Source organism: Nocardioides jiangsuensis (assembly GCF_019679455.1).
GTDB lineage: Bacteria > Actinomycetota > Actinomycetes > Propionibacteriales > Nocardioidaceae > Nocardioides_C > Nocardioides_C jiangsuensis.
The window spans coordinates 485,252-510,574 of sequence record NZ_JAIEZQ010000002.1 but is presented as its reverse complement, the minus strand read 5'-3'; the positions used below and the strand labels follow the sequence as shown (position 1 = coordinate 510,574).

Sequence of the window (25,323 nt, the reverse complement as noted above, 5' to 3'; positions counted from 1 at the left end):
GGAGGTATCGATACGTTTGGTCCACATCTGGCGCCATGTCCGGCAGACTAGGCCGACATCCGAGGCGAGGGGGCTCAGTGCCGGATTTCCCGACGTACGACGACCTGGCGCAGGTCTCGCGGCCGGCGATCTGTGGGCTGCTCGACGAGCTGGGCACACCGGCCTGGAACGGCACCTACGACTACGCCTGGGGCCGGCACCGCCAGACGTGGGAGGCGGTCGAGGAGGCCCTCAACCACCCTCGGTCGGCACGGGCCGAGCGGCACGAGACACCGCCGAGGTGGCTCGCGCCGCTCGTCCGGGAGAGACTCCGGGACCTGTCGACCCACTCCTCGTACCACGACGGCTTCGCGCCCGTCCGGCTGCTGGAGCGGCTCGGCCTGGTGCGGCTGGACGCGGACGACGCCTACGTGCTCGCGTTCATCAGCGGTGTCGGGAACCAGGGGCGGGACAGCGCGGCCTGCCTGCTTCGCGACGATCCGGAGCTGATCGACCGCGCCCTGTGGCGGGTCTTCGAGGTGGAGGGGGGCGGCGAGGTCAGCCTGGCCAACGTCGACGCGTACGGGGGCTGCTGGCAGCAGACGTTCCTCGACCTGGTCGGCGACGGCACGCTCCCGCGCGAGCGGGTGATGACCTCGTGCCTGGGCACCCTGCGCGGTGACTTCAGCACCTACCGGGCGGCGTGGTTCTCCCGGCTCTACCTGGCCCTCTCCCCCACGCTCGAGGAGATGTCCCGGCACCAGGACGCCTACCGCCACCTGCTCGGCTCCGACGTCGGCCCGACCGTCTCCTTCGCCATGAAGCTGCTCGGGACCCTCCTCAAGGCGGGTCGCCTCGCCGGCCCGGAGACCGTTACCGCCCTGGTCCCCGTCGTCCTGGGCCGGGCCAAGGGGACCGCGACAGCGGCGCTCACGATGGCCACCACGCTCGCCGAGGCCGACCCCGGGCTGCGCCCCGAGGCGATCGCGCTGGCCGGCGAGGCGGTCGGCCACCCGAACCGCGACGTGCAGGCGGCCGCCGTACGGGCGTTGGAGCGGTACGGCGCGACCGCCGCGGCGGTTGCCCGTGCCGACGAGCTGGCCCCCAGCCTGCGGCAGTTGCTCGGTCTGACGGCGGAGGAACAGCACCACGAGGAACCCGCCGTCCCGGCGGTGCCCGCGTCGACAGCCCCACCGCCGCCTCTCCGCGGCGACCTGCTCGAGCGGACCGCCGCGCTGCTCGAGGACGCCGGCGACGTCCTGGAGGTCGAGGCCCTGCTGGCCGGCCTCGCCTCGACCGGGCCGACGGACCTCCTCAAGCCGCTGCGAAAGCGCGCACGCAAACCGGGCGGCGGACCGATGAGCGGGCACATCGCGGGCCTGGTGCTGACCTCGCTCGGGGAGCCGGTGGAGTTCACCTCGACCCATCCCGGACCGAGCGAGTTCCTGGTCCGCCGGCTCGTGGAGGTGGCGCGCATCCTCGCCGGCGAGGACCGGCCGCGAACCCTCCTGGCCACCCCCGACACGGGCGAGGGATGGGTGACGCCGGCGACGCTCGTAGGGCGCCTCGCCGCCACCCCCGACCCGGGGACCAGCGACCTCGTCGCGGCCCTTCTCCGGCTCGGCACGGAGGGTCGGGCGGAGGCGCTCGGCCGGGCGCGGCAGCTGCCTGGAGAGCTCGGCCAGGTGGTGCGTCATGCCCTCGGGGAGGACGTCGACCGGGCCGACGTGACGCGGGTGCCGTGGTGGGTGGCCGCGTCCCGGGCGCGCGCGCCGCTCCACGACGACCCGTTGCTGCTCCGTCATCGGCTCGACGCCGCCGGGCAGGGACGAGCCCTGACCACGGGCCTCGACGTCAGGACGGTGTCCGGCACCTACTCCGACAGGGGCGGCCGGCGGAGCTACACCCACTACTACTGGAAGGTCACCGTCGAGCAGGGCTGCGTCGAGATGACGTCCGACCAGCCCACCGCGGACGGGCGACGGGGCGAGTGGACGCCCGAGCTGGAGGATCTCGTCGGTCACCTCGCCGCCATCTGGCCGCACGACGCCGAGCACTTCCTCGCACACTCGTGCCTCACCGTCTTCGACACCACCGACGCCGGACCGTGGCGCGACGCGGCCCGGGTGCTCGAGACGCTGTCGCGTCACCCCGGCCGGCTCGGTGGTCTCGCCGCGGCGACGGTGGCCGTGGGCCTCTCCGCCGGCCGGGCCGACCAGCGCCTGACCGCCGTCGACACCTTCCACGACCTCGTGGCGACCGGCCGCATCTCACCCGACGCGCTCGCCGACGCGATGGTGCTGACGGCAGGTCACTGCACGGCCACCCGCTGGGCGAGCAGCCTGCGGGACGCGTCCGCGACAGTGCTGGGCGCGCGGGCCGCGGTCGCGACCCTCAACGCGCTGCTGCCTCGGCTCCAGGCCGGACACCAGGGACTGCACGCACTCCTCGACGTCCTGCACGAGGAGTCCCTGCGGCACGGCATCGCGGTCACGGATCCTGCACTGCGCAGCTGGCTGCAGAGCTTCAGCGGCTCCTCGAAGTCGGCCAGGGCGGCACAGGCGCTGCTCGCGTAGACGTCACTTCCTGGGCGGTGTCTCAGCGACGAACGGGACCCTCGCGACGTACTGCTGGTACAGCTTGACGGCCTCCTCCGTCGACACCTGCTGGAACTCCACCAGGGTCTGCAGACCCTCCAGCTCCGCGTTGCACGCCTCGGCGCTGACGATGCGAGCCTCGGCGTTCTTCGACTTGCTGAGGTTCGCGGAGATCGCCGCGACCACCGATGTCAGCATGGCGAACAGGCACAGGGGGCGCCACACGTCCTCGGCGCCGCCGAGGTCGAGGGACTCCGCCACCCCGTCGGTGAACTTCGAGCCGCCGACCGCCGGTCCGGCGGTGAAGGCTGCCGCCAGAGCACTGCTGATCACGGAGACGTAGGTCAGTCGCTCCGCACGGGGCTTCGCCGACCGCAGGTAGGCGTCCACGGTCTCCCGACGATGCTCGATCCGTCTCAGCAGCCGCTGGCTGTCGGTCTGGTCCGGCATGGCATTGCCCCCTTCCTGCACGGTGTCCCTCCCGGTCGCAGGACGCCGTGCGAATGGCGTGCGCTCAGAACATCCTCCCTTCCCGGGACCTGACGCAGTGGCCCTGTCGGGCCTACGCGCGGTGCGCGGTGCTCGTGGCGACCGGTGGGTGGTAGTTGCGACCGACCTCCTCCGCGCGCTTCATCGCGGTGATGCCCTGGTCAACGGTCAGGAGCGGAGTCGTCTTGATCGACTTGACGGACCCTCCTGCCGTCGCGGCCAGCGAGAAGGCGGCTGCCTCCTCGGCGCCCGGGAAGTCGGCGAGCAGGACGAGGTCGTAGTCACCGAACGCGTAGAAACAGCCGGTGACGCTTCCTTGGCAACCGTCGAGGAGGGGCTGGATCCGCTCGAGCACGTTGCCGTGCTCGCGGACCTGGGTGGCCCAGGAGTCGCTGGTGTAGGCGACCTGGAAGAGGAACTGTGCCATGGGGGCCTCCAAGGGTCCTCGAGATTCGGCCGCGACCGGGGGCCGCGGACTCTGGCGTTTAACTCTTCGCCTGCCGGCCCCCCACGGCAACACCGGGCTATACCCCGGCCGCCTCGATGTCGCGTTCGCCGGGAACATCGACGCTCACGGCCCCTCGGAGGGGGACAGGTGGTCTGCTGCAAGGCGGCCCGGTTCCGCCCGCCGTCTAGAGGAGTCGGGAGGTCAACCGGCACAGCGAGTTCCGCACTCGCCGCGGACGACTGAGGCGAGCCAGCTCCGCTGCGGTCAGCTCACGGCACGACCGGAGGTCGGCCGCGTACTGCGCGGCAGACTCCGCCACCAGCTCGCGGTCGTACAGCACGGCGACCACCTCCTCGTGGAGGAGCAGGCTGCGGATGTCCCAGTTACAGGTGCCGACGACCGCCACGTCGTCGTCCACCGTGACGGTCTTGGCGTGCAGGAAGCCGGCGTCGTACAGGAACACGCGTACGCCGGAGGCCAGCAGCTGGCCGAAGTAGGCATGGGCGGCATGGAACGGCACCTTCTTGTCCGGATGCCCCGTCATCATGAGCCGGACGTCGACGCCGCTGGCGGCGGCCACGCAGATCGCTGTCAGGGTCGGCTCGTCCGGGACGAAGTACGGCGACTGGATCCAGACGCGTCGACGAGCGGCGATGAGCGCGACCATGAACAGGTCCCGGATCGACGCGGTCGGCGTCGACACGCTGGAGTGCAACACCTGGACCGGCCTGCCCTCCTCGGGCAGGCGGGGCGACGGCGCCTCCAGGTAGCCGCTGAACAGCTCGTCGCCGCCGCCGGTGGCGGCCCAGGTGGACGCGAAGAGGTCGAGGTAGGGAGCGACGACCGGTCCCGTCATCCGGTAGTGGGTGTCACGCCAGGTGGCGAAGCGTTCACCACCGTCGATGTACTCCTGCCCCATGTTCATGCCGCCGGAGTACACGACGTTGCCGTCGATGATCACCATCTTCATGTGGTTGCGGTAGTTCAGCTGCGGCAACCGCCGGTAGCACGGGAGCACCACCGCGCCGGCCGAGGCCAGCCGACGCAGCTCGGCCTTCTTGTAGGGCATCGAGCTGAGCCAGTCGTAGAGGATGTGCACCGACACCCCGGCGGCCAGGCGGTCCAGCAGGATCTCGGTGACCCTGGCGGTGAGCTCGTCCTGCTCCCAGATCAGGTACATCAGGTGCACGTACTGCCGGGCGTCGGCCAGATCGGACAGCAGGTCGCGGAACTTGTCGGCGCCCGCGAAGTAGAGGCGGCAGCTGTCGGCGGGCAACAGTGCGGTGCCGCCCTCGCTGGCCGCGATGGTGGCGACCCGGCCGGCCGGCGAGTCGCCCAGCTCCTTGAGCGCGGCCTCGGAGAAGGCGTGGGTGGCGGGGGTCGCCATGGCCAGGTACCGCACGGTCGCGGCGCCGTCGTGTGCGCCGCTCCGCGCCCGGCGTCGGGTGGGACCGCGGTGGTTGCGGCCGACGAAGAAGTACGCCACCAAGCCGGCCAACGGTGCGATGACGATCAGGAAGAGCCACGCCAGCACGATGCTGGGGTCCCGGTCGTCGGTGGCGAGTGTGAACACCACTCCCGCCACCGCGACGAGGGCGACCAGGGCTGCCACTGAGAGGAGTGCACCCTCGACCATGGGACGCCTTCCCGGTTGACGGCGGTCGCGACCAGAAGCCCGGCTGGACGCGCCGGTGCTGACACTCTCGGCGCTCCTCCGACGCCGCACCTCATCCCGCCCGGGTGAGCACGAACCACACCGGCTCTGCGCAGAATGCGAGGTACCGGTCCGATCGGAAGGTGGGGACGCGAGCGTGCGGGGTGACCGCGCGAGGGAGGCGGTTGGCACAGTGACCAACGCGCAGGCGGGCCGACCGGCGGCGGGTTCGTTGCCGCGGCCGGTGCTGGCGCTCGGGGGTGTGGCGGCGGCGGCAGTGGTGGTCCTGGGGCTGCACGCCATGGCCGACCTGGTGACTCCGGTGTTCCTCGCGATGGTGCTGGTGGTGCTCGTCCACCCGCTCCGCTCCCGGCTGCGGGCTCGCGGCGTGCCTGGCTGGGCGGCGGCCGTGTCGCTCCTGTTGCTGGTGTACGGCGCTCTTGCGGCTCTGGTCGTCTCGCTCGTCGTCAGCGTCTCCCGGTTCGCCGCGCTGCTGCCGTCGTACCGCGCCGAGTGGGACAGGGTGCTGGACCGGGCCGGTGAGGGGCTGACCCGGCTCGGCATGGGAGCCGCCGAGCTCGACGACCTCCGGGCGTCCCTGGAACCGGCGCGTATCGTCTCCGGGCTCGGTGACGCCCTCGGAGGGCTCCTCGGCGTCGTGTCGATGCTCTTGCTGGTGGTGAGCGTCGTCTTCTTCATGACGCTCGACGCCGCCTGGTTCACCGACCGGCTCTCGACGCTGCCGGGACGACGGCGCCTGCTGGCCGACGCACTGGGCACGTTCGCGTCCGGCACCCGGCGGTACCTGCTCGTCTCAACGGTGTTCGGACTCGTAGTGGCGCTGCTGGACACGGCTGCCCTGTGGTGGCTCGGCGTGCCCGCCGCGGTGCTGTGGGGGCTGCTGGCGTTCGTCACGAACTACATCCCCAACATCGGCTTCTTCCTCGGTCTGATTCCGCCGGCGGTTCTCGGGCTGCTGGAGGGCGGGCCGTCGATGTTGCTGGCGGTGGTCGCTGTCTACACGGTCATCAACTTCGTCATCCAGTCGCTCATCCAGCCTCGGATCGTGGGCGGCGCGGTCGGGCTCTCCGGCACCATCACCATGCTGTCGCTGATCTTCTGGGCGGCTGCGCTCGGGCCGCTGGGGGCGCTCCTGGCGGTGCCACTGTCCCTGTTCGCCAAGGCGCTGCTGGTGGATGCCGACGCGTCGGCGGCCTGGCTGAGAGGGCTGCTGGCCCCCCATCCGACGGTTCCCGGGGACACGCGCCCGACACACGACGCGCCGCTGACGGGGCGTCGCCGCCGGTGAACGGACCTTGCACCCGGTGTCAGAGCCGGTCGAGCAACCAGGACGGACGCACGACTGTTGCGTCCACGGCCTCGACCCGACCTTGCAAACCACGGTCGGCGGTGACCACGGTGACGTCCCACCCGTCGCCGGCGCGCGTTCTGGCCGCCTCGACGATCGCATCGTCGCCGGAGCCCGGTGCGTGAATCGTGAGGACGCGACCTTCCCGGCCGGCCGGGACGCCCTTCCTCGCGGCACCCTCGAGAACCACCACGACCTCCTCGTGCGGCAGGTCCGCCGCGGCCAGCCGCACCCACAACCGGCCGGCCGCGCCCGCCCGGTCACGCCACCAACCGTCGGGGCGGCTGCCCACGACGTTCGCGCCGTCCACGATGAGCGCTCGCATCCGTTCAGCCTAGGTCCCCACCTGCCGGGTTCCGCAGGTAGACGGGACGAGCGGATCGCGGCCACGGTGGCCGGCCCCCGTCTCTGGCAGGTTCCGAACGCCCGGCCTCCGGATCGGGGTTACATTCCCGTCCATGGACATGCTGACGGGCGACCAGGTCGCCGAGGCCAACCTGACCGACTGGCGCAAGCTGGGCCAGGGGCTCCATGCTCGCTACCTGGCCGGCGACTTCGGCACCGGGGCACGGTTCGTCGCCGCGGTCGGCGAGGCCGGCGACGCGCTCGGCCACCACCCGCGCGTGACGATGGGCGACGGGTACGTCGATCTCAAGCTGCTCAGCGACGATGCCGTCTATCGCGACGACGAGGGCACCGAGCACGTCGTGGAATGGGTGACCCAGCAGGACGTCGACCTCGCACGACGGGTCACCGAGATCGCCGCCGAGCACGCGCTCGACCCCGATCCGGCCTCGATCACCACGATCGAGCTCGCCCTCGACACGGCGCACGCGGCGACGATCGCCCCGGTGTGGGCTGCCCTGCTGACCGGGAGCACCGAGGCCCAAGGCCGCGGGACCATCGGCGACGACGTCCGGGACGCTACGGGACGGGTACCGATCCTGTGGTTCCAGGACACCGACGAGCACGAGACCCCGCGTCAGCGGTTCCACGTCGACGTCTGGGTGCCGTCCGAGGTGGCCGAGCAGCGGATCGACGCCGCCGTCGCGGCAGGTGGGATCGTCGTGGACGACAGCCAGGCGCCGTCGTTCACCGTGATCGCCGACCAGGACGGCAACAAAGCCTGCGTGTGCACGACGTCGTAGGGCCGATCCCTGCGACGACCACCTGAGACATCAGCGTCAGTGTCGTCGGGTCGGTAGGACTCGGCTGCCTGAGTAGGGCAGGCTGCGTCCATGCACTTCGTCGGAGTCGACCTCGCCTGGGGTGAGCGCCGGCCCACCGGGCTGGCCGTCCTCGACGACGAGGGACACCTGCTGCACGTGTCGGCCGCGGCCACCGACGACGCGATCGTGGAGGCCCTGGCGCCGTACGTCGAGGACGACTGCCTCGTCGCGATCGACGCGCCGCTGATCGTCACCAACGCCATCGGGAACCGGCCCGCCGAGGCCGCGCTGAACAAGGACTTCGCGCGCTTCGACGCCGGTGCGCACCCGTCCAACACCGGCAAGCCGGAGTTCCGGGAACAGCCGCGCGGCGCTCGGATCGCGGCCCGGCTCGGGCTGGACATGAACCCACGGTCTGGGCGTGCCCGCCGGGCCATCGAGGTCTACCCTCATCCGGCGACGGTGGCCCTGTTCCGGCTGGGGCGGACGCTGAAGTACAAGAACAAGCCCGGCCGCGACCTCGAGCAGCTCCGCTCTGAGCTGATCGTGCTGCTGGGTCTGCTCGAGGGCCTCGCCAGCGCCGACCCCCCGCTCCTGGTGAGCGGCCACCCGGCCGACCGGCGCGCGGTGCGGACCTGGCCGGCGCTGCGGAGCACCGTCGAGAAGGCGGGACGCAAGAGCGAGCTGCGGGTCGTCGAGGACCAGGTCGACGCTGTCATCTGCGCGTACGTCGCGCTGTTCGCGACCCGCCAGCAGAAGCGGACCACGACGTACGGCGACTTCGAGACCGGCTACATCGTCACCCCGACGCTGCCCGACGACCTGGTGCCGACGCCTCGGGGGCCGCGGATCGCCCCGGAGATCCGTGACCCCGGTGGCTCCGCGGTCCGCGAGTACGCCGAGATGCAGCCCGACCTGCGCCGGGCGGCCGACCAGTTCGTGCAGCTGGTGACCTCGATCCTCGACGACGCCGGCATCAACTACCTGAGCGTGACCGGCCGCGCGAAGTCCGTCGCGTCGTTCGCCGCCAAGGCCGCCCGCACCGTCGATGGCCGGCCCTCGTTCACGGACCCGCTGAAGGAGATCACCGACCAGATCGGGGTCCGCGTGATCACCTACGTGCACAGCGACGTCCAGGCCGTGGCCGACCTCCTCGATGACCAGGTCGTCGTTCACGACGACCGCGACATGGGGCGGGAGACGGCGAGCGAGGGTCGGTTCGGCTACGCCAGTCGGCACCTGCTCGTGGGCCTCGACGCTGCGCGCGAGAACCAGCCGGCGTACGAGCTGCTGCGGGGTCGCCAGGCGCAGGTCCAGATCCGGACCGTGCTGCAGCACGCGTGGGCGGAGTTCGAGCACGACATCCGCTACAAGGGCACCATCCCCGACGAGCACGTCCCCGACTTCGACCGCCGGTTCACGCTCGCGGCCGGGCTGCTCGAGCTCGCTGACCGCGAGTTCTCCACCATTCGGGACCGGCTCCGGACCGACATGACCGGTCCCAGCCCCGAGCCTCAAGACGACGACCCGCGCATCAGCCCGCGCGAGCTGGCGGCGTTCCTCGCCGGGCAGTACGCCGATGCCGGGTGGTCGCGGACCGATCACTACGCGTGGATCTCCGGACTGCTCCTCGAGCTGGGCATCACGTCCCTGGCCGAGCTCGGCGACACGTTGCGCCAGGTGGATGCGGAGTCGCTCACGCAACGGATGGACTACCGGTACCCACCGGGCGCGGTGCGGCGGCTCGACGACGCATTGCTGTGGGTGTACGGCGACACGTACGTCGAGCTGCGCGGCAATGCCGACCGGGCGCCCGCCCTGCGGGTCAGACTCGCAAAGATGGGCGGCGGCGCCGGTTGAGCCTCCGGAAAGCCGCGGGCGCGGGACTGCTCCACGGATGCGGTTGCCAGCTCTGTGGCGCGACGTCACCCACTGGAGTAACCCACCCGCCCTGTGGGCACAAGGGGGTTGGTGACCCAAAGACCGACGACCCCGAGATCGGCTTCCGGGTCAGGGCGGGCGCCAGTGAAGGACAAGTGGGAGGGAGCAGCAGATGAACGAGATCAAGAGCCGGTGGAAGGGCGTCACGGACAAAGAGAAGTGGGCGGCACGCGGTGCCTCGTTGGCGGCGAAGGCCAAGGCCACCAAGGCGGTGTGGTTCCCGCCCAAGCCCGTGGAGACCGGCAAGAAGGCTGCCTCGGCGGCCAAGAAGGCGACCAAGAGGACGACCAAGAAGGCGACCGGTGCCGCCAAGAAGACGACCACCGGCGCCAAGAAGGTGACCAACCCAGTACGCCGGAAGAAGGCATGAAGCGCCAGGCGGCGATGACATGTCCGCCGGCAGTCGTGCTCCGCTGAACGTGCGATGGGGCGAAGCACTACGCTCACGAGAATGAGCCGAATCTTCACCACCAGTGTCGCGTCGGTGTATCCCCACTACGTGACGAAGGTGGAGAAGAAGGGGCGCACGAAGGCCGAGCTGGACCAGGTGATCGAGTGGCTGACCGGTTTCGACGAGCCAGCGTTGAGTGGTCACTTGGCCGCGGGCACGACGTTCGAGGACTTCTTCGCCGATGCACGGCTCAATCCGCATGCGTCGTTGATCACCGGCGTGGTGTGTGGGGTGCGCGTCGAACTCGTCGACGATCCGTTGATGCAGAAGATTCGCTACCTGGACAAGCTGGTCGACGAGCTTGCCAAGGGCAAGTCGATGGACAGGATCTTGAGGGCGTAACGGTCAGCGGGGACGCGAGCGGCGCGGGACCGCTGCACAGGTCGCTGGGGGCACTCTGGCCCTAGCGGGGCCCGTCCCGAAGGGTCACGCTGTGGTCATGTCCGGTGATCGTGAGGCGCGAGCCGCGGTGGCGCGTCGTCGGCGTGCACGGCTTCCGCCGCGCTGGTTCATGGTGGCCTTCTGGCATGGCCATCGCGCGCTGTTGCGTGCGACTGGTGGCCGGTTCGGTTTGTGGAGGCCGAAGCCGGGCAGGTGGGGGACGCTGCGGCTCACCACGAAGGGCCGACGCAGTGGGATGCCACGACAGGTCGTCATCGGCTACTTCGAGGACGGTCGCAACCTGGTCACGATGGCGATGAACGGATGGGGTCCGGCAGAACCCGCGTGGTGGCTGAACCTGCAGGATCATCCGGACGCCATCGCCGAGACCCGCGACGGAGCACGACAGGTCCGTGCGCGCCGCGCACAGGGCGAAGAGCGCGAGCGGCTGTGGTCCCGCTGGGCCGAGATCGACAAGAACCTCGACGAGTACGCCGCCCGGCGGCCAACCGAGACCGCCGTTGTCGTCCTCGAGCCGCGCGACGCGGCGGCATGATGCGGCGTGCGTCGCCTTGTCACCGAGGCCGGCCCTCTGGCGAGGGTGAAGGTGCTGCGATCCTGGACGACGTGCGCGTCGTAGTCGTAGGGGCCGGCATCAGCGGACTGTGTTGTTGTGCCCGACTCCTCGTCCAAGGTGGCCACGAGGTCATCGTGCTCAGTGCCGACCGGCTGCAGCGGACCACCTCGTACCTGGCCGCCGTGGTTCCCGACGGCAGTCGGCCCACCGGAGGCCGTCGCGCGCTGGGGCGCCGCCACGTATGACGTACTTGCTGCCCAGGCCGCCACCGGCGTCCCGGGGGTGGTCATGCGCGACTCGCTCGTGCTCTGTCGCGACGCGCAGTCGGTGCAGCCGCCGCTGCCGGCGTGGGCGGACGCGGTCGGCGACGTGCGCCTGGCACGTCCAGACGAGCTACCGCCCGGTTATCCCTACGGCCTGCGGTTCGTCGTTCCCCTGGTGGAGATGCCCCTCTACCTGCCCTATCTCCCCCAGGCGGTCCTGGAGGCGGGAGTGCGCCACGTCGTCCGACGCGTGGCCGCACTGGACGATGTGATGGACCTCGAGCCAGATGTCGTCGTGAACGCGGCTGGTATGGCGGCCGGCGCTCTCGTCGGCGACGAGACTGTCTTCCCGGTGCGCGGCCAGATCGTTCGGGTGACGAATCCAGGTCTGCGGCTGTCGGTCCGTGACGAGGAGCATCCGGGAGGTCGGGCGTACGTCCACCCGCGGTCGGAGGACTGCATCCTCGGTGGCACTCTCGAGGTAGGCAGCTGGGACACCGAGCCCGACCCCGGGCAGACTGCCGCGATACTCGACCGCTGCATCGACATCGCGCCACAGCTGGCAAGGTCGCGTGTCCTCCAGACCGTGGTCGGGCTACGACCGGGACGCCCCGAGGTCCGAGTGGAACTCGACCGTGAGCTGCTGCCGGTTCCAGTCATCCACGACTACGGCCACGGCGGCGCCGGCATCACCATCAGCTGGGGATGTGCCCAAGACGTCACTGCACTCGCGAAGCAACTCGAGGCAACGACCTGACTTCGGCGGCAGGTCCATGAACGCAGGACGCGGCCGACATGCGGCGGTATGACGCAGGTGACCAGGGCGCGCAGCGGCTTCCCGGTGGAGGTCCGGCGGGTGGACCTATGCGGCGATCCGGAGATCAGCCGCCGCTGCCGTACGGACGGGTGATGATCTCCAGCCAGTGCCCGTCCGGGCCCTCCCAGTAGAGGCCCCGGCCACCGTCCTCGTGGTTGATCTCGTGCGGTCGGCGCTTGAAGGGGTCGGCCCACCACTGTCGGCCGTCGTCTCGCAAGCGACCGAGGATGAGGTCGAAGTCCTCCTCTCCCACGAGGAAGGCGTAGTGCTGGCCGTGGATCTCGCCCTTGCTGTCCATGAAGTCCAGGCTCGCGGCGTTGTCTAGCTTCAGCTCGGCGAACGGACCGTAGGCCCTCGCCTCCGGCAGACCGAGTACCTGGCCGACGTCGCGAGAAGCAGCCCACCGGTCCTTCACGTGCACGATTGTGTGGTTCAGCTCGACACTCATCGGCTCTCCTGGGGGCCGCTCGTCAGCTGGTGTGTGGGCATCACTCTGCACCGCAAAGCCCGTCCCGGTGAACCCTTCCGGCCCATGAACGCAGAGGCAGACGGGGTGCCCTGCCGGGTCGGGGAGACCTTCCGGGCGCGGCGTCGGACGAGCCGCGTGGACGGAGTAGTGCACGGGTGCCTCCGGGCCAGCACGACCGATGTTCTAGATTCCTTCCGTGAGTGCGCAGGCCCCGTCAACTGTCATCCTGATCCGTGCGGAACGGTTCATCCCCAATCCCGCCACGGCGGCCGACAACGCGTTCCAGCGCGATGTCCCGGAGGGGCAGTCCGGCGACGCGACGTCGACCAAGGCCCTGGCCGAGATGGACGCCGTCGCCAAGGCCCTCCGAGACGCGGGGGTGACGGTCCACGTCTTCGAGGACGAGGACCACACCCGCCCGGACAGCGTCTTCCCGAACAACTGGCTCTCTACCCACGCGGGGGGCAACATCGCGGTCTACCCGATGTATGCCTCCAACCGTCGCCACGAGCGTCGCGCCGACGTGCTGGAGCTGCTCAAGTCTCAGTACCGGGTCCAGACCATCGTGGACTACTCCGGCCTGGAACCCGACGGCATCTTCCTCGAGGGCACCGGCGCGATGGTGCTCGATCACGTCTCGCGGGTCGCCTACACGGCACGCAGCCACCGGGCCGACACCCACGTCCTCGAGCGGTTCTGCACCGATTTCGGGTACGAGCCGATGGCCTTCGACGCGGTCGACTCCGAGGGCGTGCCCGTCTACCACACCAACGTCATCGCCTGCATCGGCACGGACGTCGCGATGATCGCCCTGGAGATGATCCCTGACGAGCAGCGTCGCGCCGAGGTCCGCGAGCGCCTCTCGGTCAACGGGAGGATCGTCGTGGAGCTGACCGAGCAGCAGATCCGGGAGTTCGCCGGCAACGCCGTGGAGCTGTGCGGTCGTACGCCGGAGGGTCGGCGCCGCTACATCATGGCCATGTCGGCCCGGGCGCGTCGCAGCCTGCGTCCGGACCAGGTCGCGACGATCGAGGAGTCCTGCGAGATCGTGGCCATCGACATCCCCACGATCGAGCTGGCCGGCGGGTCAGTGCGTTGCATGATCGCCGGTGTCCACCTCGACAGGCGGCCGGCCATCGAGCCCGAGCCCACGGCTGCCGTCGAGGCGATCGACGAGAACCCGCACACGGCCGACGGCCAGGACGTCGCGATGGGCCTCGCCGCGGATTGACCGTGCACGTGGGCTGTCTGAGACGGCCTCCTTGGAGTCGCCCGTCAGCCCGAAGTCGTGGCTCAGAAGGGGCACCACCTGCCCAAGTTGCGGCGGAATAACGCGGGTTGCGGCTGGTGGCCAGGTTTGAGTCCCGGTCTTGGTCAGGTATCGGTCCCCAATCTTCGATTCCGCGCGTAGTGCGGGGGTTTGTGAGCCCTGCGTGGCGACCGGTGGCAGTGCGAACCAGTCGGCTACGGCGCGTAGGTGCCGTACTCGGGCGCTCCTGTGTACTGGTAGACGTGGACGGCGAGTCCGCCCGAGGTCGTGTCGTTTCGAATGAGACGCAGACCCGCTGGTGCGCCGCCGTCCGGGAAGAGTCGCCTGCCGCTGCCCACGACGACGGGGGCGATCACGAGGCGGAACTCGTCGATCAGACCAGCGGCGAGCAGCGACTGAGCCAGCCTGGCGCTGCCGTGGATCTGTAACTCCCAGCCGGGCCGACGCTTCAGTTCGGCGACGCGCGCGGCGATGTCGCCGGCAAGGATCGTCGTCGGCGCCCATGTGGCGCTCGCCAGCGTTTGGGAGGCGACGAACTTCGGCAGGCCGTTCATCTTGGCGGCAAAGGGATTGTCGGAATCGGTGATCTGCGGCCAGTCGCGGGCAAAGTTCTCGTAGGTGCGACGGCCGAACAGGAACGCGTCGGCGTGGTCGACCCAGCCAGCAACCACCTCTATGAAGGTCTCGTCCATGTGCGGCACGAGCCAGCCACCCCTGGTGAACCCGTCGCTGGTGTCTTCGTCGGGGGCACCCGGCCCTTGTGACACGCCGTCGAGCGTGAGGAACTCCATGAGTACGAGCCGCACCACGCCAACCTACAAGCCGTCGTGAGTCGACCCATAACATCCACACCCGGTCGACGGGCTCGAACTCGGCGGAGATCGGTCATCGTTCGGGACACGGAGTCCTTCTCGACGCTGGTGACGGGCCATCGGCTCTCTGCTCGGTTGAAATCGCCTTCGCTGACATTGTCCATGCGGTCGACGCGCCCTCCCACCACCGCGCACCCGCGGCGGATTGACGCACCTATTGAAGTTGTGGGAGTGCCGCTCGTTTCAGACGTCGATCGCCCGGTTGACCCATGCGGAGGTGACCCGCATGCCCACTTTCTCGTAGAGGCTGAGCGCGCCGGTGCGGGAATCGGTGGACACTTCGAAGCGGGTGGCGCCGTGCTGCCTGGCTTCGGCGAAAGTGTCCACGAGCAGCGCCTGCGCCAGGCCGCGGCCGCGCTGGTCGGCTCGGGTGGCCAGCCGTGCGAGGTAGCCCTGGTCGTCGTGCAGCTGCAGCAGCGCCATCGCCACCACCTCACCACCTGGATCGGTGACGACCCGCAGGTGCCACGGCTCGAAGCCGGGACGCCGCACGACTTGGGACTGCCAGATCTCGAACGTGTCCCGCTCTCGCTGCGACCACTCGAGGAAGGCGTCCTCGTTGACGGTGAAGGCGGCCTCCCAGTCGGCCTCGGTCGCGGCCCGGACGGCGAACCCCGCGGGAAGCGGGCGATCCGGGATCACCGCGCCCTCGGGCAGCTGCAGCACCCAGCTGGTCCACCGCACGCGGTAGCCCAGCGACTCCAGCAGCCGGTCACCGGGTGAGCCCTGGGGGACGGGCATGCCGATCACCGTGCAGCCCTTCTCCCTGGCCTTTTGCTGCATCCAGCCGGCCAGCCACGTACCGAGGCCGCGGCCGCGGTAGTCCGGGTGGACGGCGGCGTCACCGCGATCGCCGTACGCCACCTCGGCGTAGGCCACCAGCCGGTCGTCGTCACACACGCCGACGGTGCCGGCCGACACGTCGTATCCCGGCCGCTGCCAGTCGGCGATGATGTCCGCCTCCTCGATGACCACCTCTCCGACGTCGGCCAGCTCCTGCGCCGCCATGACGGCCGTGACGGCGGGGGCATCCGACGGGATGAGCGGACGGGCCGTGAGGCCGGCGGGCAGATCGAGTGCGACAGTCATGCGGTTCATTGCAGCAGGAACGACATCCACGCGCCCCTCATTTTCTCCTGGACTCCCCCTCTTCGGGGACGCGCCGGGGCTGTTCGTGGTGGTCACCATGCGGCGACATGACGCAGTCGGCTCCCGCTCCAAGAGACGGGTTCCCCTGACCGGCGTGGCTGGCTAGCCTCGGTTGGAGGAGGCTCGTCTTCTAGACCTTCCAGGGGAGGCTCATCATGTTCGTCCAGGTCATCACGGGCAGGACCTCGCAGCCGCAGGCTTTCGTCGATGCGTTCGACCGGTGGAAGGCGGACCTGTCGTCTGGTGCCACCGGCTGGCTCGGTTCGACCGGCGGGGTCACCGAGGACGGCAGGTTCATTGTCGTGGCGCGGTTCGAGTCCGAGGAGGCGGCCATGGCCAACAGTGCGCGGCCGGAACAGGATCGGTGGTGGGCCGAGACCGCGCGGCTGCTCGACGGTGAGGCGGTCTTCCGCAACAGCGCCGACGTCGACGTGGACGTGAATGGCGACCCAGACCAGGCCGGCTTTGTCCAGGTGATGCAGGGCCGGGGCAGCGACCCGGAGCGGGCGAAGCAGTTGATGGCTCAGGATGCCGACAAGTGGGCGGAGCTCCGTCCCGACGTGATCGGCAGCGTCACGATCGGCCATGACGAGGGTGCCTACACGATGGTCATGTACTTCACTTCCGAGGCCGAGGCACGCGAGGGTGAGCGCAAGGAGCTTCCACCGGAGCTGCAGGCCCAGATGGAGGAGATGAACAAGCTCAGCATCGGGGAGCCAGAGTTCTTCGACCTCAAGCAGCCGATCCTCGTCTCGTCGGACTGAGCTGGCGCAGCGGCCCTCGCCTACCGCCGCGACGGTGCTGGTGAAGCGCTGGACGCGACCTCGCCGCTGCTCACGCTCGTGACGACCCTGCGCGGCTCAGGCTGCCGGCGCCGTACGCGGGATGGCGGCATGATCCGGCGTGCGTCGCCTTGTCACCATCCGAGTTCGCGCAACCGCGCGTCGTCGATGCCGAAGTGGTGGCCGACCTCGTGGACCACTGTCCGGCGAACCTGCTCCACGACATCTCGGTCGCTGTGACAGACCGCGCAGATGGCACGTCGATAGATCGTGATCCGATCGGGAAGTACACCGGCGTATGCCGTCGTGCGACGGGTCAAAGGAACGCCGCGATACAGCCCCAGTAGGCCGGCTGGTCCTTCGTTGTGCTCCACGGTGACGGCCACGTTGCTCATGAGTTCCCCTAGCTCTGCGGGTAGCCCATCGAGCGCCACCCTGACCATCGCCTCGAACCGCTCGGGATCAACCTCGACCATGGGGCCAATTGTCCAACAGCGTCGCCCGCGCTCGGAGGATTCGACACCGGCTCGCGATGTCCGCTCCGATAGCGTCGTAGGCTACTTGCCGAACACGAACAGGGGTGCGACATGACGGCGAGCCGATCTGCTCGTGAGAGGAAAGCCGCATCGGAGGCCGGTCCTCTGGCGAAGGTGAAGATCGACCTCGACGCGGACAAGCGGTTCGTCTACAAGATCAGTTGCTCCGAGTGCGTCGTCAGGGGCTCCCGTAACTGGTCCGCCTATCGCCCCGGCGGTGACAACGGATTCATGGCGGCGATGGATCGGTGGATCTTCCACCTGAACGAGAAGCACCCCGGGGCTGACGCGCCTTGCATGGCCTTCCTATCGGCCGCTCAGCAGCGCTTGCAGCAGCGGCGCGAGAAGCAGGAAGCCGAGCCGACCGCTCTCTCCCGCGAGAACGACACCTGAGGATCGCGGGTCTGTCCGGCGGCTGGTGCAGGGAACATCGCGGCGAAATGCCGCGGTCGTCGGGGCCGCTCGAACGTGGATCGCTGCTCTGTCCGTTGACTGCGTCTGCGTCCACTGGTGCCGTCAGACAAGTCGGCGGCGGCTGGGCAGAGCAGTCAGCTGGCGGGAGTGAACAGTTCGATGAGGTTGCCGGCAGGGTCGGCGAGCAAGATCTGCCGTCCGCCGGGCCCTTCGACGACGTTGCTGCGGAAGGACAGCCCGGCGGCGCGAAGGCGCTCGATCTCGGCATCGAGATCGTCGACGATGAGGTGGACTGGGTTGCGGCCGGCGGTTGCGGCGTCCGAAGGTGTGGCGCGAGCGCCGGAGCTGGTCGGTCCGGATAGCAGCAACCGCAACGGCCCACGAGTGACATCGGCGAAGGCGGGCAACCGCGCGGTGCGCACGGTGAAGCCGAGGTGGTTCGTATAGAAGTCGATGGCGGCCTGCACGTCGTCGACGATGTAGCGGACGCTGGCCACGCCGTCATCCAGGTCACTCATGGCGTGTCATCCCTTCGAGGTCGCGTGATGATGTTGCCGAGAGGAACTCGACTCTCCGAACGAGTCACCCCGCGAGTAGACCCCAGCGTGACAGAACACGAGACTCTTCAGCCAGACCCGACAGGTGGCGTGAGGTCAGATCGGTGCGCGGACGGTGCGGAACGACGTGGCCGCCAGCCCGGCTGCGACGAGTCCGAAGATGATCGCAGCGACCACCAGAGTCGGCCGCATCCCCCACCCGTCCGCCAGGATCCCGGCAACCGGTGCAACGACGACCATTACTGCCCGGTTGAGAGAGCGCAGTGTGGTGTTGGTCCTGGCCTGCAGATCGTCGGGGGTAACGAGCTGTCGGTAGCTCATCTCGTGAGAATTGCTCATGCCCATCGCAAGTCCGTACAGCAGCTGTCCCGCGCCCAGGACCGCGACCGCCGCCCATCCGGACAAGCCGTGACCGGCGGCGATCATCACCAGCACCCCGGCCGTGGTGATGACGTGGCAGACGATGATCGTGCGCCCGGTGCCCAACAGGAGTCCGACACGAGTGGTGATGGCGGCTCCAAGAATTGCTCCGATGCCACCAGCGGCACCCAGGACGCCGAACTGGAACGCGGTCATACCGAGCGTGTTCAGTGCGTAAGGAGCGAGGACGACCCCGATGATCGCGTTGCCGACGAACCACCCGTGGGTAGCGAGCGCCAGGCTGGCCAACCCGGAGCTGCGGTAGACCCATCGGAGTCCGTGGACGATCTCGCGCAGGAGGCCCTTTGTCGTCGCGCCGGCCGTGGGCGGAGGCTCGGCCGCGTCGATGCGGCTCACCGTGATGGCTGAGTAGACGTAGCTGGCCGCGTCCACGAGCACCGCGACGGGGGCACCGAGCGCACTGACGAGCAGCCCGCCGAGGGCCGGGCCGGCGGTCATTGCTGCGGCGTCGGTGCCGTCGCAGCGTGCATGAGCACGCTGGAGGTGTTGCCGCGCGACCAGTCGCGGCAGGAGTGCCACTGCGGCCGCGCCATGGATCACCGATGCCGTGCCGTAGACAAGCACGATGACCAGCAGTGCTGGAAACGACAGCAGCCCAAGCCACCACATGAGCGGGATGGTCACCAGCAGCGCGGCCTGGACCCAGTCGGTTGCCACCATGATCGGCTGACGGCGCCGGTGGTCGACTATCGCGCCCACGACAAGGCCGACCACCAGGTACGGCAACCACCGCACCGCGTTCAACCAGCCCACCTGGGCCGCCGAGCCGTGCATTGTCAAGACGACCAGCGTCTGCAGCGCGAACAACGTGACGTAGGTGCCCAACCCCGACACAGCCTCGGCACGCCAGTAGAGCAAGAACGACCGCGATGGAAACTTCGCACCGCTGGACATAACGACATGATCCCACGCCCCCCATCCACCCAGCACGCCGCACAAAGCGGGTGACGCCGGCCCGTGCGCGTTGCGACCGGTACTCGGAGGTGAAGCGCGAGCCCGCCGCCCGCGGGTTCGGCGCCGTGTGCTCGATCTGGGATGTGCGGCGGGACATCTCACGCATGAACTGGTCTTGGCTGGAGCCGACGTCATCGCCTTGGACAAGTCGGAGCGGATGGTCGCGCACGCTCGGCGCCTGATGAACGGCCGAGCACACGTTGAGGTCGCTGACCTGAGCGAACCGCTGCACATGATTGACAACGACAGCATGGATCTCGTCGCTGCCTCATTGGTTCTGCACTACCTGTCCGACTGGCAGGGAATCATCAGCGAGATCCACCGCGTACATAGAAGAGAGTTGGAACGTCGATGGCGTCGAGACGACCGCGCACCTGTGGCGCCGGCCCCTTTCGGCTGTCTTCACGCCGCTCCTGGACCAAGGGCTGATCATTGACGCGGTACACGAGCCCGAGCCGAGCTTCCACGCGCGCGCTGTTCCGGACGAACGTATGCGGCACGCATTGAACACCTCACCGGTGTTCCTCTACATCCGCGCGATCCACCCGACCTGACCGGCGCGACGCAGTCCACGCGGCGCTCTCAGCTCGGCCGAGCCGGTAAACCGACGGCAGTCGCGGGCAGGACCGCACCGTGTCAGGGCAGCGTCACAGGCGCCTCGTACACGAACCATGCAAGGGCCACGCAGTTGGCGATGACCGTGCCCCAGAAGATGGTGCGGAACGGCTGCTTGATCGTCTTGTGCCGGAAGACCCGTCGCGCGACCAGCGCACCCGGCCAGCCACCCACCAGGGCGATCGTGTGGAGGGTGGACTCCGACGTGCGCCATCTGCCCTGCGTCGCCGCGGACTTGTCAGCGCCGTACATCAAGAACGCAACTCCGCTGAACAGGCCGTAGGCGGCCACCAACACGACGGGCACCTCGTCCAGCACCAGCAGTCCCACCAAGAGGGTGAAGAACAGCGCCGCGGTGGCGAGCGCCAGGGGTATCCCGCCGGCGCCTGCCCTGCTGGCCGGTACGGCGCCCACGTACCGCACCTCCGATGCGCGCGCCCGGTTGCGCTCGTCTCGAACCTCGGCGTACGTGACCTCGCAACCGGTGACAGGCCGCTGGCCACGAGGGAACGCACTCACGTGCACGAACGCACGCGAGCCCCCAGCAGCCGGCGTGATGAAGCCGAAACCCCGGTCGTCGTTCCAGTCCGCGAGAACCCCCTGCTGGCGCCCGACGCTGTCGTCTGAAGGCACGTCGTCCCGCTCCTTGGCTCGGCTGTCGCCAGGTTGGACAGCCTGGCCGCGGTACAGGTGGTTCCGCGCCATGGGCGGAACGAGTACCCGTGGTCGGCATTATGCGACACCCCATTCCACGAAGGGTCGAACCGGGCGAAGAACGGTCCGTTGCGGCCGAAAGGCGCACGAGGGATGGCCCGAGCTGCTGCGCGCTTCGCTACCTGCCTGGAACGGCTTCGATGAGCGAGATGGTCGAGATCGTGGGAATGACCCGTGTCAGGCGGAACCCCGCCCGGTCGAGCAGCGTGGCGAACTCTTGTTCGGTGCGCTCGCGACCGCCGACGAAGATCATCATGTCCAGGTCGAGGGACTTGGCGAAGTGCGGTGTGTTGCCAGGAGGAACCACACTTTCCAGCAGCAGCAGGATGGAGCCACTGGGCATGTGGCGGCGGACGTTGGCCAGGATCGCGGCGGCCTGCTCATCGTCGAAGTCGTGGATCACTCGCCGCATGACGTAGAGGTCACCGTCGGAGGGAGCGGTCTCGAAGAACGACCCGGCTTCGAGCCGGCAGCGGGGCAGAACGCCTGCCTCACGCAGGTGCTCCTCGGCTTCCCCGATGAGGACCTCGCGCTCCAGCAGCACACCCTTCGCGGAAGGTGCCGCGTCGAGCATCAGCGCGAGGAGCTGTCCGTGTCCGCCGCCGACGTCGATGATCGTCGAGAACTTCGTGAAGTCGTACGCCGCTTCGACGGCCGGCCAGTCCAAGGCCGACAGACGGCTCATCGCGTTGTTGAACGTGGCGGCGAACTCAGGATCGTGGTCGAGGTAGTCCCACATCGGCCTGCCGAAGATCACTTCAGCGCCGGGCATGCCGCTCTCCACCGTGTGGGCCAGCTGGCCCCACGTCCCCTGATAGTGCGGGTCGCCGAGCATCAGGATGACCGGCAGCATCGAGTCAGCGGTTCCGGAGCGCAGCCCGTTCGCCAAAGGAGTCAACGCGAAGCGCCCATCGGCGCCCTCGCGGAACACCCCGAGGGCCGCGCATGCCCGCAGGAGCCGGTGTGTGGTGTCGGGATTGGACCCCACTTCGGCTGCGACGTCGTCCGCGGACAGCGGGCCGCTCGCCAGTACGTCGGCGATGCCGAGCTTCGCTGCGGCGTAGATGGCGTGCGTCGCCATGAATCCGGAGGCGAGTTCGAGAAGGCCGATCTCCGGCGGCACCATCCGCCGGGTCAGGGTCTGCAGCGTGGTCCGGACGGCGGTGGCGGCCCGGACGACGCGGGCCGGGGGAAGTCTGGTCATCGGGACCCCCTATGATGGTCAGCAGTACTGACCATCATGGTCAGCAAGCCTGACTACTGTCAAGGGGATGGGATGGACCTCGCCACGCTCATGTTGATCGCTTACCGCGCGATGGACGAACGGGTGATCGCGGCGATGCGGGAAGCCGGCTTTGACGTGACCGTTGCGCAGGCCCGGATCGCCCAGCGCATTGCCGAGGACGGCTCTCGCCTCACCGACCTCGCCGAGCAGGCGCAGGTCACCAAGCAGACCGCGAGCCTGCTGGTCGCGGCGCTGGAACGGGAAGGGCTCGTGGAGCGCATCGCGGATCCGGACGACGGCAGGGCGCGGCTCATCAGGTTCACACAGAAGGGGAAGGCCGCGTCAAGGCGGGCTCGCGAGGTAGTGATGGGCGTCGAGCAGGAATGGAACGACCACCTCGGTCCCGAACTCGCTGCGTGCCTGCGCCAAGCGCTCACCAAGCTCCGCGACATCGCCGACCCGTACCGGTGACCAGGTAGCGACCGGCACGAGAAACCGCGGGTCAAGACCGGGCCATAGCACGCCGACAGGTCGCTGACCTGCGCGGTTACACCGGTTCAGACGTTGAAGCGGAACTCCACGACGTCGCCGTCCTGCATCACGTAGTCCTTGCCCTCCATGCGCACCTTGCCGACGGCCTTGGCCGCGTTCATCGAGCCCGCCTCCACGAGGTCGTCGAAGGAGACGATCTCGGCCTTGATGAAGCCGCGCTGGAAGTCGGTGTGGATGACACCGGCCGCCTCGGGAGCCGTGGCGCCCTTGGGGATCGTCCAGGCCCGGGTCTCCTTGGGGCCGGCGGTGAGGTAGGTCTGCAGGCCGAGGGTGTCGAAACCGACTCGGGCGAGCACGTCGAGACCCGGCTCCTCGATGCCCATCTCGTGCAGCATCTCCCGGGCCTCGTCCTCGTCGTCGAGCTCGACGAGCTCGGACTCGAACTTCGCGTCGAGGAAGATCGCCTCGGACGGCGCCACGAGGTCGCGCATCTTCTGCTTGAGACCCTCGTCGCCGAGCTCGTCGCTGTCGCAGTTGAAGACGTAGATGTAGGGCTTCGCGGTGAGCAGCATCAGCTCTCGCAGGAGCGCCTTGTCGATCTTGGTGGCGATGACCGGAGTACCCGACTCGAGCGCCTCCTTCGCCTCCTTCACGGCGGCGAGGACGGCGGCGGTCTCCTTCTTCAGCCGCGCCTCCTTCTCCAGCCGCGGCAGCGCCTTGTCGACCGTCTGGAGGTCGGCCAGGATCATCTCGGTCTGGATCGTCGAGATGTCGTTGGCGGGGTTCACCTCGCCGTCGACGTGGGTCACGTCCTCGTCGCGGAACACCCGGGTCACCTGGCAGATCGCCGCGGACTCGCGGATGTGCGAGAGGAACTTGTTGCCCAGTCCTTCGCCCTCGGAGGCGCCGCGGACGATGCCGGCGATGTCGACGAACTCGACGGTCGCGGGCAGGACCTTGGCCGAGCCGAAGATCTCCGCGAGCTTCGGGAGGCGGGAGTCGGGGACGCCGACCACGCCGACGTTCGGCTCGATCGTCGCGAACGGGTAGTTCGCCGCGAGCACGTCGTTCTTGGTCAGGGCGTTGAAGAGGGTCGACTTGCCCGCGTTGGGGAGACCGACGATTCCGATGGTGAGAGCCACGGGCGGCCACTTTACGGCGCGGCAGGGTTCCGCGACGAATCGACCGACCTCGCCCTCCTAGAGTGGCGGCATGCGCATCGCCACCTGGAACGTCAACTCCATCCGCTCCCGGATCGACCGGGTCGAGGCCTTCCTCACCCGCCACGAGATCGACGTCATCGCGCTCCAGGAGACCAAGGCCCGCGACGACCAGTGGCCGCTGATGGGCCTCGAGGCGATGGGCTACGAGGTGGCCACCCTCGGGCACAGCCAGTGGAACGGCGTGGCGATCGCGAGCCGGGTCGGGCTCGGCGACGTACGGCACGGGTTCGAGGGAATGCCGCAGTGGGGCGAGCCGCTGGCTTCCGAGGCACGGGCCCTCGGCGCCACCTGCGGCGGGGTGCAGGTCTGGTCGCTGTACGTGCCCAACGGCCGCGCGCTCGGTGACCCGCACCTGACCTACAAGCTCGAGTGGCTCGACCGGCTCCGCACCGCCGCGCACGGCTGGCTCAAGGACGACCCGGCGGCGCAGATCGCCCTCACCGGCGACTGGAACATCGCCCCGCACGACGACGACGTGTGGGACATGAGCGTGTTCGCGAAGAGCACGCACGTCTCCCCGGACGAGCGGGCGGCGTTCCAGGCGTTCGTCGACAGCGGGTACGTCGACGTGGTGCGGCCGCACACGCCGGGGCCGGACGTGTACACGTACTGGGACTACTACCGGCAGCGCTTCGAGCGGAACAAGGGCATGCGGATCGACTTCATCCTGGGCTCCCCCGCCCTCGCCGGGCGCGTGACGGGGGCCGAGATCGACCGCGACGAGCGGGCCGGCAAGGGCGCCAGCGACCACGCGCCGGTGGTCGTCGACCTCGCCGACTGATCAGAAGCAGCTCCTCTTGAACCTGCCGCGGGTGTGCGTGTCCCGCACGTAGCTCGTCGACGAGGTCCGGTACTCGATGGCCAGGGCCTTGAAGCCGCCGGGTGTGCGGGGACCGGGGCGTCGCATCCGGACGATCAGGTTGTACGTCGTCCCTGGGTCCAGGAACGCGCCCTCGGCCGGTTCCCGCTCGTTCCACTCCAACCCGACCTTGCCGCCGAGGTCCTGGCGCGGCAGGGGCCACTGCGTCCAGTCGCCCGAGAGCGGGACGCCCCGCACCGGCAGCACCCAGGCGTCGACGATGCGGACCCCGCTGGCCCCGACGAGCGCGAGCGACTCGATCTCGATCGGCTCCACGGTGTCGAGGATGTCGTCGCCGTAGACGAAGTCGCGGCTCGGGTGGCTGGAGCAGAACCGGCCCGACCCGTCGAAGCCGAGCGGGCCGCCCCGGACGGGCCCGACCGTGCCGGAGGGCCCGCCGCCGGGGGTGGCGCCCGAGGGACTCGCGGAGGGGCCGGCCCCCCTCTCCCCCGCGACCTCGGACCCGCCGGTGCAGGCGGTGGTCGCGAGCAGCAGCGCCACGAGCGCGGACACGGTCCGAGAGGCCATGCCGTCCTTCCTACCCGATCGGACTCCCCGGCGGCAGGGACTCCCGGCCCGCGGGTCCTGTCGGGTTCTGTCGGTGCTCCCCGGCATC

Annotated in this window: 28 protein-coding genes; 14 read left to right on the top strand and 14 right to left on the bottom strand. The window is 69.3% G+C overall.

Features of this window, described 5'->3' with window-relative positions:
• The first annotated feature begins 77 nt into the window (after nucleotides 1-77).
• A complete protein-coding gene (locus K1X13_RS10965; RefSeq protein ID WP_221025101.1) occupies nucleotides 78-2,555 on the top strand; it encodes a DUF6493 family protein in 2,478 nt (825 codons plus the stop codon).
• Between the two features lie 3 nt (nucleotides 2,556-2,558).
• Here K1X13_RS10965 and K1X13_RS10960 read toward each other — a convergent pair whose 3' ends face one another.
• The 3 genes from K1X13_RS10960 to cls all read right to left on the bottom strand — a co-directional run bounded on the left by K1X13_RS10960 (nucleotide 2,559) and on the right by cls (nucleotide 5,125).
• On the bottom strand, nucleotides 2,559-3,026 hold the full coding sequence (locus K1X13_RS10960; RefSeq protein ID WP_221025100.1) for a hypothetical protein: 468 nt from the start codon (nucleotides 3,024-3,026) through the stop codon (nucleotides 2,559-2,561).
• 112 nt (nucleotides 3,027-3,138) lie between these two features.
• The gene (locus K1X13_RS10955; protein WP_221025099.1) at nucleotides 3,139-3,492 is read right to left on the bottom strand and encodes a GYD domain-containing protein; all 354 of its coding nucleotides are present in this window, start codon (nucleotides 3,490-3,492) and stop codon (nucleotides 3,139-3,141) included.
• A 205-nt stretch (nucleotides 3,493-3,697) separates the two neighbouring features.
• Nucleotides 3,698-5,125 carry a cardiolipin synthase gene (gene cls, locus K1X13_RS10950; RefSeq protein WP_221025098.1) on the bottom strand — a complete coding sequence of 476 codons (1,428 nt, stop codon included), beginning with the start codon at nucleotides 5,123-5,125 and terminating at the stop codon, nucleotides 3,698-3,700.
• A 235-nt stretch (nucleotides 5,126-5,360) separates the two neighbouring features.
• Between cls and K1X13_RS10945 the strand changes: the two genes are divergently transcribed.
• A complete protein-coding gene (locus K1X13_RS10945; protein WP_221025097.1) occupies nucleotides 5,361-6,476 on the top strand; it encodes an AI-2E family transporter in 1,116 nt (371 codons plus the stop codon).
• 19 nt (nucleotides 6,477-6,495) lie between these two features.
• Here the strand turns inward: K1X13_RS10945 and K1X13_RS10940 are convergent, their stop codons facing one another.
• Nucleotides 6,496-6,861 (bottom strand): hypothetical protein, encoded by a 366-nt coding sequence (locus K1X13_RS10940; RefSeq protein WP_221025096.1) that lies wholly within the window; start codon nucleotides 6,859-6,861, stop codon nucleotides 6,496-6,498.
• Nucleotides 6,862-6,994: 133 nt separating this feature from the next.
• Here K1X13_RS10940 and K1X13_RS10935 point away from each other — a divergent pair, with 133 nt between their 5' ends.
• The 6 genes from K1X13_RS10935 (at nucleotide 6,995) to K1X13_RS10910 (ending at nucleotide 12,075) form a co-directional block, all read left to right on the top strand.
• A complete protein-coding gene (locus K1X13_RS10935) occupies nucleotides 6,995-7,684 on the top strand; it encodes a 4a-hydroxytetrahydrobiopterin dehydratase (protein WP_225914945.1) in 690 nt (229 codons plus the stop codon).
• A gap of 90 nt (nucleotides 7,685-7,774) precedes the next feature.
• Nucleotides 7,775-9,565, top strand: coding sequence for a DUF429 domain-containing protein (locus K1X13_RS10930; protein ID WP_221025095.1), 1,791 nt, complete (start codon nucleotides 7,775-7,777; stop codon nucleotides 9,563-9,565).
• A 193-nt stretch (nucleotides 9,566-9,758) separates the two neighbouring features.
• Nucleotides 9,759-10,016, top strand: coding sequence for a hypothetical protein (locus K1X13_RS10925; protein ID WP_221025094.1), 258 nt, complete (start codon nucleotides 9,759-9,761; stop codon nucleotides 10,014-10,016).
• An 81-nt stretch (nucleotides 10,017-10,097) separates the two neighbouring features.
• A complete protein-coding gene (locus tag K1X13_RS10920; protein WP_221025093.1) occupies nucleotides 10,098-10,439 on the top strand; it encodes a DUF2200 domain-containing protein in 342 nt (113 codons plus the stop codon).
• A 97-nt stretch (nucleotides 10,440-10,536) separates the two neighbouring features.
• Nucleotides 10,537-11,034, top strand: coding sequence for a nitroreductase/quinone reductase family protein (locus K1X13_RS10915; RefSeq protein ID WP_221025092.1), 498 nt, complete (start codon nucleotides 10,537-10,539; stop codon nucleotides 11,032-11,034).
• Nucleotides 11,035-11,151: 117 nt separating this feature from the next.
• Nucleotides 11,152-12,075, top strand: coding sequence for an FAD-dependent oxidoreductase (locus K1X13_RS10910; RefSeq protein WP_308249508.1), 924 nt, complete (start codon nucleotides 11,152-11,154; stop codon nucleotides 12,073-12,075).
• A gap of 124 nt (nucleotides 12,076-12,199) precedes the next feature.
• Here K1X13_RS10910 and K1X13_RS10905 read toward each other — a convergent pair whose 3' ends face one another.
• A complete protein-coding gene (locus K1X13_RS10905) occupies nucleotides 12,200-12,583 on the bottom strand; it encodes a VOC family protein (protein ID WP_221025091.1) in 384 nt (127 codons plus the stop codon).
• 217 nt (nucleotides 12,584-12,800) lie between these two features.
• Here K1X13_RS10905 and ctlX point away from each other — a divergent pair, with 217 nt between their 5' ends.
• Nucleotides 12,801-13,835 carry a citrulline utilization hydrolase CtlX gene (ctlX, locus tag K1X13_RS10900; RefSeq protein WP_308249507.1) on the top strand — a complete coding sequence of 345 codons (1,035 nt, stop codon included), beginning with the start codon at nucleotides 12,801-12,803 and terminating at the stop codon, nucleotides 13,833-13,835.
• A 233-nt stretch (nucleotides 13,836-14,068) separates the two neighbouring features.
• Here the strand turns inward: ctlX and K1X13_RS10895 are convergent, their stop codons facing one another.
• Nucleotides 14,069-14,680, bottom strand: a complete 612-nt coding sequence (locus tag K1X13_RS10895; RefSeq protein WP_221025090.1) for a dihydrofolate reductase family protein — start codon at nucleotides 14,678-14,680, stop codon at nucleotides 14,069-14,071.
• 249 nt (nucleotides 14,681-14,929) lie between these two features.
• Nucleotides 14,930-15,835, bottom strand: a complete 906-nt coding sequence (locus K1X13_RS10890; RefSeq protein WP_225914944.1) for a GNAT family N-acetyltransferase — start codon at nucleotides 15,833-15,835, stop codon at nucleotides 14,930-14,932.
• Between the two features lie 215 nt (nucleotides 15,836-16,050).
• Here K1X13_RS10890 and K1X13_RS10885 point away from each other — a divergent pair, with 215 nt between their 5' ends.
• The gene (locus K1X13_RS10885; protein WP_221025088.1) at nucleotides 16,051-16,659 is read left to right on the top strand and encodes an NIPSNAP family protein; all 609 of its coding nucleotides are present in this window, start codon (nucleotides 16,051-16,053) and stop codon (nucleotides 16,657-16,659) included.
• A gap of 152 nt (nucleotides 16,660-16,811) precedes the next feature.
• Here the strand turns inward: K1X13_RS10885 and K1X13_RS10880 are convergent, their stop codons facing one another.
• Nucleotides 16,812-17,153 carry a metallopeptidase family protein gene (locus K1X13_RS10880; protein ID WP_221025087.1) on the bottom strand — a complete coding sequence of 114 codons (342 nt, stop codon included), beginning with the start codon at nucleotides 17,151-17,153 and terminating at the stop codon, nucleotides 16,812-16,814.
• A 174-nt stretch (nucleotides 17,154-17,327) separates the two neighbouring features.
• Here K1X13_RS10880 and K1X13_RS10875 point away from each other — a divergent pair, with 174 nt between their 5' ends.
• Nucleotides 17,328-17,606: a hypothetical protein gene (locus K1X13_RS10875; protein ID WP_308249506.1), complete on the top strand. Its 279-nt coding sequence runs from the start codon at nucleotides 17,328-17,330 to the stop codon at nucleotides 17,604-17,606.
• A gap of 155 nt (nucleotides 17,607-17,761) precedes the next feature.
• Here K1X13_RS10875 and K1X13_RS10870 read toward each other — a convergent pair whose 3' ends face one another.
• Both K1X13_RS10870 and K1X13_RS10865 read right to left on the bottom strand, forming a co-directional pair.
• The gene (locus K1X13_RS10870; protein ID WP_221025085.1) at nucleotides 17,762-18,145 is read right to left on the bottom strand and encodes a VOC family protein; all 384 of its coding nucleotides are present in this window, start codon (nucleotides 18,143-18,145) and stop codon (nucleotides 17,762-17,764) included.
• A 135-nt stretch (nucleotides 18,146-18,280) separates the two neighbouring features.
• Nucleotides 18,281-19,519 carry an MFS transporter gene (locus K1X13_RS10865; RefSeq protein WP_221025084.1) on the bottom strand — a complete coding sequence of 413 codons (1,239 nt, stop codon included), beginning with the start codon at nucleotides 19,517-19,519 and terminating at the stop codon, nucleotides 18,281-18,283.
• Between the two features lie 70 nt (nucleotides 19,520-19,589).
• Here K1X13_RS10865 and K1X13_RS19835 point away from each other — a divergent pair, with 70 nt between their 5' ends.
• A complete protein-coding gene (locus K1X13_RS19835; RefSeq protein WP_225914943.1) occupies nucleotides 19,590-20,015 on the top strand; it encodes a class I SAM-dependent methyltransferase in 426 nt (141 codons plus the stop codon).
• 200 nt (nucleotides 20,016-20,215) lie between these two features.
• Here K1X13_RS19835 and K1X13_RS10855 read toward each other — a convergent pair whose 3' ends face one another.
• Together K1X13_RS10855 and K1X13_RS10850 are read right to left on the bottom strand one after the other, a co-directional pair.
• Nucleotides 20,216-20,827 carry a DUF1294 domain-containing protein gene (locus K1X13_RS10855; RefSeq protein WP_221025082.1) on the bottom strand — a complete coding sequence of 204 codons (612 nt, stop codon included), beginning with the start codon at nucleotides 20,825-20,827 and terminating at the stop codon, nucleotides 20,216-20,218.
• A gap of 199 nt (nucleotides 20,828-21,026) precedes the next feature.
• Nucleotides 21,027-22,112 carry a methyltransferase gene (locus tag K1X13_RS10850; protein ID WP_221025081.1) on the bottom strand — a complete coding sequence of 362 codons (1,086 nt, stop codon included), beginning with the start codon at nucleotides 22,110-22,112 and terminating at the stop codon, nucleotides 21,027-21,029.
• Between the two features lie 72 nt (nucleotides 22,113-22,184).
• On the opposite strand from K1X13_RS10850, the gene K1X13_RS10845 reads away from it, so the two are divergent.
• Complete coding sequence (locus K1X13_RS10845; RefSeq protein ID WP_221025080.1) at nucleotides 22,185-22,604, top strand: MarR family winged helix-turn-helix transcriptional regulator; 420 nt, start codon at nucleotides 22,185-22,187, stop codon at nucleotides 22,602-22,604.
• Nucleotides 22,605-22,690: 86 nt separating this feature from the next.
• Here K1X13_RS10845 and ychF read toward each other — a convergent pair whose 3' ends face one another.
• On the bottom strand, nucleotides 22,691-23,767 hold the full coding sequence (gene ychF / locus K1X13_RS10840) for a redox-regulated ATPase YchF (protein ID WP_221025079.1): 1,077 nt from the start codon (nucleotides 23,765-23,767) through the stop codon (nucleotides 22,691-22,693).
• A 70-nt stretch (nucleotides 23,768-23,837) separates the two neighbouring features.
• On the opposite strand from ychF, the gene K1X13_RS10835 reads away from it, so the two are divergent.
• On the top strand, nucleotides 23,838-24,629 hold the full coding sequence (locus K1X13_RS10835; protein ID WP_221025078.1) for an exodeoxyribonuclease III: 792 nt from the start codon (nucleotides 23,838-23,840) through the stop codon (nucleotides 24,627-24,629).
• Here K1X13_RS10835 and K1X13_RS10830 read toward each other — a convergent pair whose 3' ends face one another.
• Nucleotides 24,630-25,235 carry a hypothetical protein gene (locus K1X13_RS10830; RefSeq protein ID WP_221025077.1) on the bottom strand — a complete coding sequence of 202 codons (606 nt, stop codon included), beginning with the start codon at nucleotides 25,233-25,235 and terminating at the stop codon, nucleotides 24,630-24,632. It lies immediately after the preceding gene.
• Nucleotides 25,236-25,323 lie beyond the last annotated feature (88 nt).

What these genes read in the sequence shown, in the direction of transcription:
- K1X13_RS10960 (WP_221025100.1), bottom strand. Translation starts at nt 3,026, where the DNA reads ATGCCGGACCAGACCGACAGCCAGCGGCTGCTGAGACGGATCGAGCAT.
- K1X13_RS10955 (WP_221025099.1), bottom strand. Translation starts at nt 3,492, where the DNA reads ATGGCACAGTTCCTCTTCCAGGTCGCCTACACCAGCGACTCCTGGGCC.
- K1X13_RS10940 (WP_221025096.1), bottom strand. Translation starts at nt 6,861, where the DNA reads ATGCGAGCGCTCATCGTGGACGGCGCGAACGTCGTGGGCAGCCGCCCC.
- K1X13_RS10935 (WP_225914945.1), top strand. Translation starts at nt 6,995, where the DNA reads ATGGACATGCTGACGGGCGACCAGGTCGCCGAGGCCAACCTGACCGAC.
- K1X13_RS10930 (WP_221025095.1), top strand. Translation starts at nt 7,775, where the DNA reads ATGCACTTCGTCGGAGTCGACCTCGCCTGGGGTGAGCGCCGGCCCACC.
- K1X13_RS10925 (WP_221025094.1), top strand. Translation starts at nt 9,759, where the DNA reads ATGAACGAGATCAAGAGCCGGTGGAAGGGCGTCACGGACAAAGAGAAG.
- K1X13_RS10920 (WP_221025093.1), top strand. Translation starts at nt 10,098, where the DNA reads ATGAGCCGAATCTTCACCACCAGTGTCGCGTCGGTGTATCCCCACTAC.
- K1X13_RS10915 (WP_221025092.1), top strand. Translation starts at nt 10,537, where the DNA reads ATGTCCGGTGATCGTGAGGCGCGAGCCGCGGTGGCGCGTCGTCGGCGT.
- K1X13_RS10905 (WP_221025091.1), bottom strand. Translation starts at nt 12,583, where the DNA reads ATGAGTGTCGAGCTGAACCACACAATCGTGCACGTGAAGGACCGGTGG.
- K1X13_RS10890 (WP_225914944.1), bottom strand. Translation starts at nt 15,835, where the DNA reads ATGACTGTCGCACTCGATCTGCCCGCCGGCCTCACGGCCCGTCCGCTC.
- K1X13_RS10885 (WP_221025088.1), top strand. Translation starts at nt 16,051, where the DNA reads ATGTTCGTCCAGGTCATCACGGGCAGGACCTCGCAGCCGCAGGCTTTC.
- K1X13_RS10880 (WP_221025087.1), bottom strand. Translation starts at nt 17,153, where the DNA reads ATGGTCGAGGTTGATCCCGAGCGGTTCGAGGCGATGGTCAGGGTGGCG.
- K1X13_RS10870 (WP_221025085.1), bottom strand. Translation starts at nt 18,145, where the DNA reads ATGAGTGACCTGGATGACGGCGTGGCCAGCGTCCGCTACATCGTCGAC.
- K1X13_RS10865 (WP_221025084.1), bottom strand. Translation starts at nt 19,519, where the DNA reads ATGTCCAGCGGTGCGAAGTTTCCATCGCGGTCGTTCTTGCTCTACTGG.
- K1X13_RS10850 (WP_221025081.1), bottom strand. Translation starts at nt 22,112, where the DNA reads ATGACCAGACTTCCCCCGGCCCGCGTCGTCCGGGCCGCCACCGCCGTC.
- K1X13_RS10845 (WP_221025080.1), top strand. Translation starts at nt 22,185, where the DNA reads ATGGACCTCGCCACGCTCATGTTGATCGCTTACCGCGCGATGGACGAA.
- K1X13_RS10835 (WP_221025078.1), top strand. Translation starts at nt 23,838, where the DNA reads ATGCGCATCGCCACCTGGAACGTCAACTCCATCCGCTCCCGGATCGAC.
- K1X13_RS10830 (WP_221025077.1), bottom strand. Translation starts at nt 25,235, where the DNA reads ATGGCCTCTCGGACCGTGTCCGCGCTCGTGGCGCTGCTGCTCGCGACC.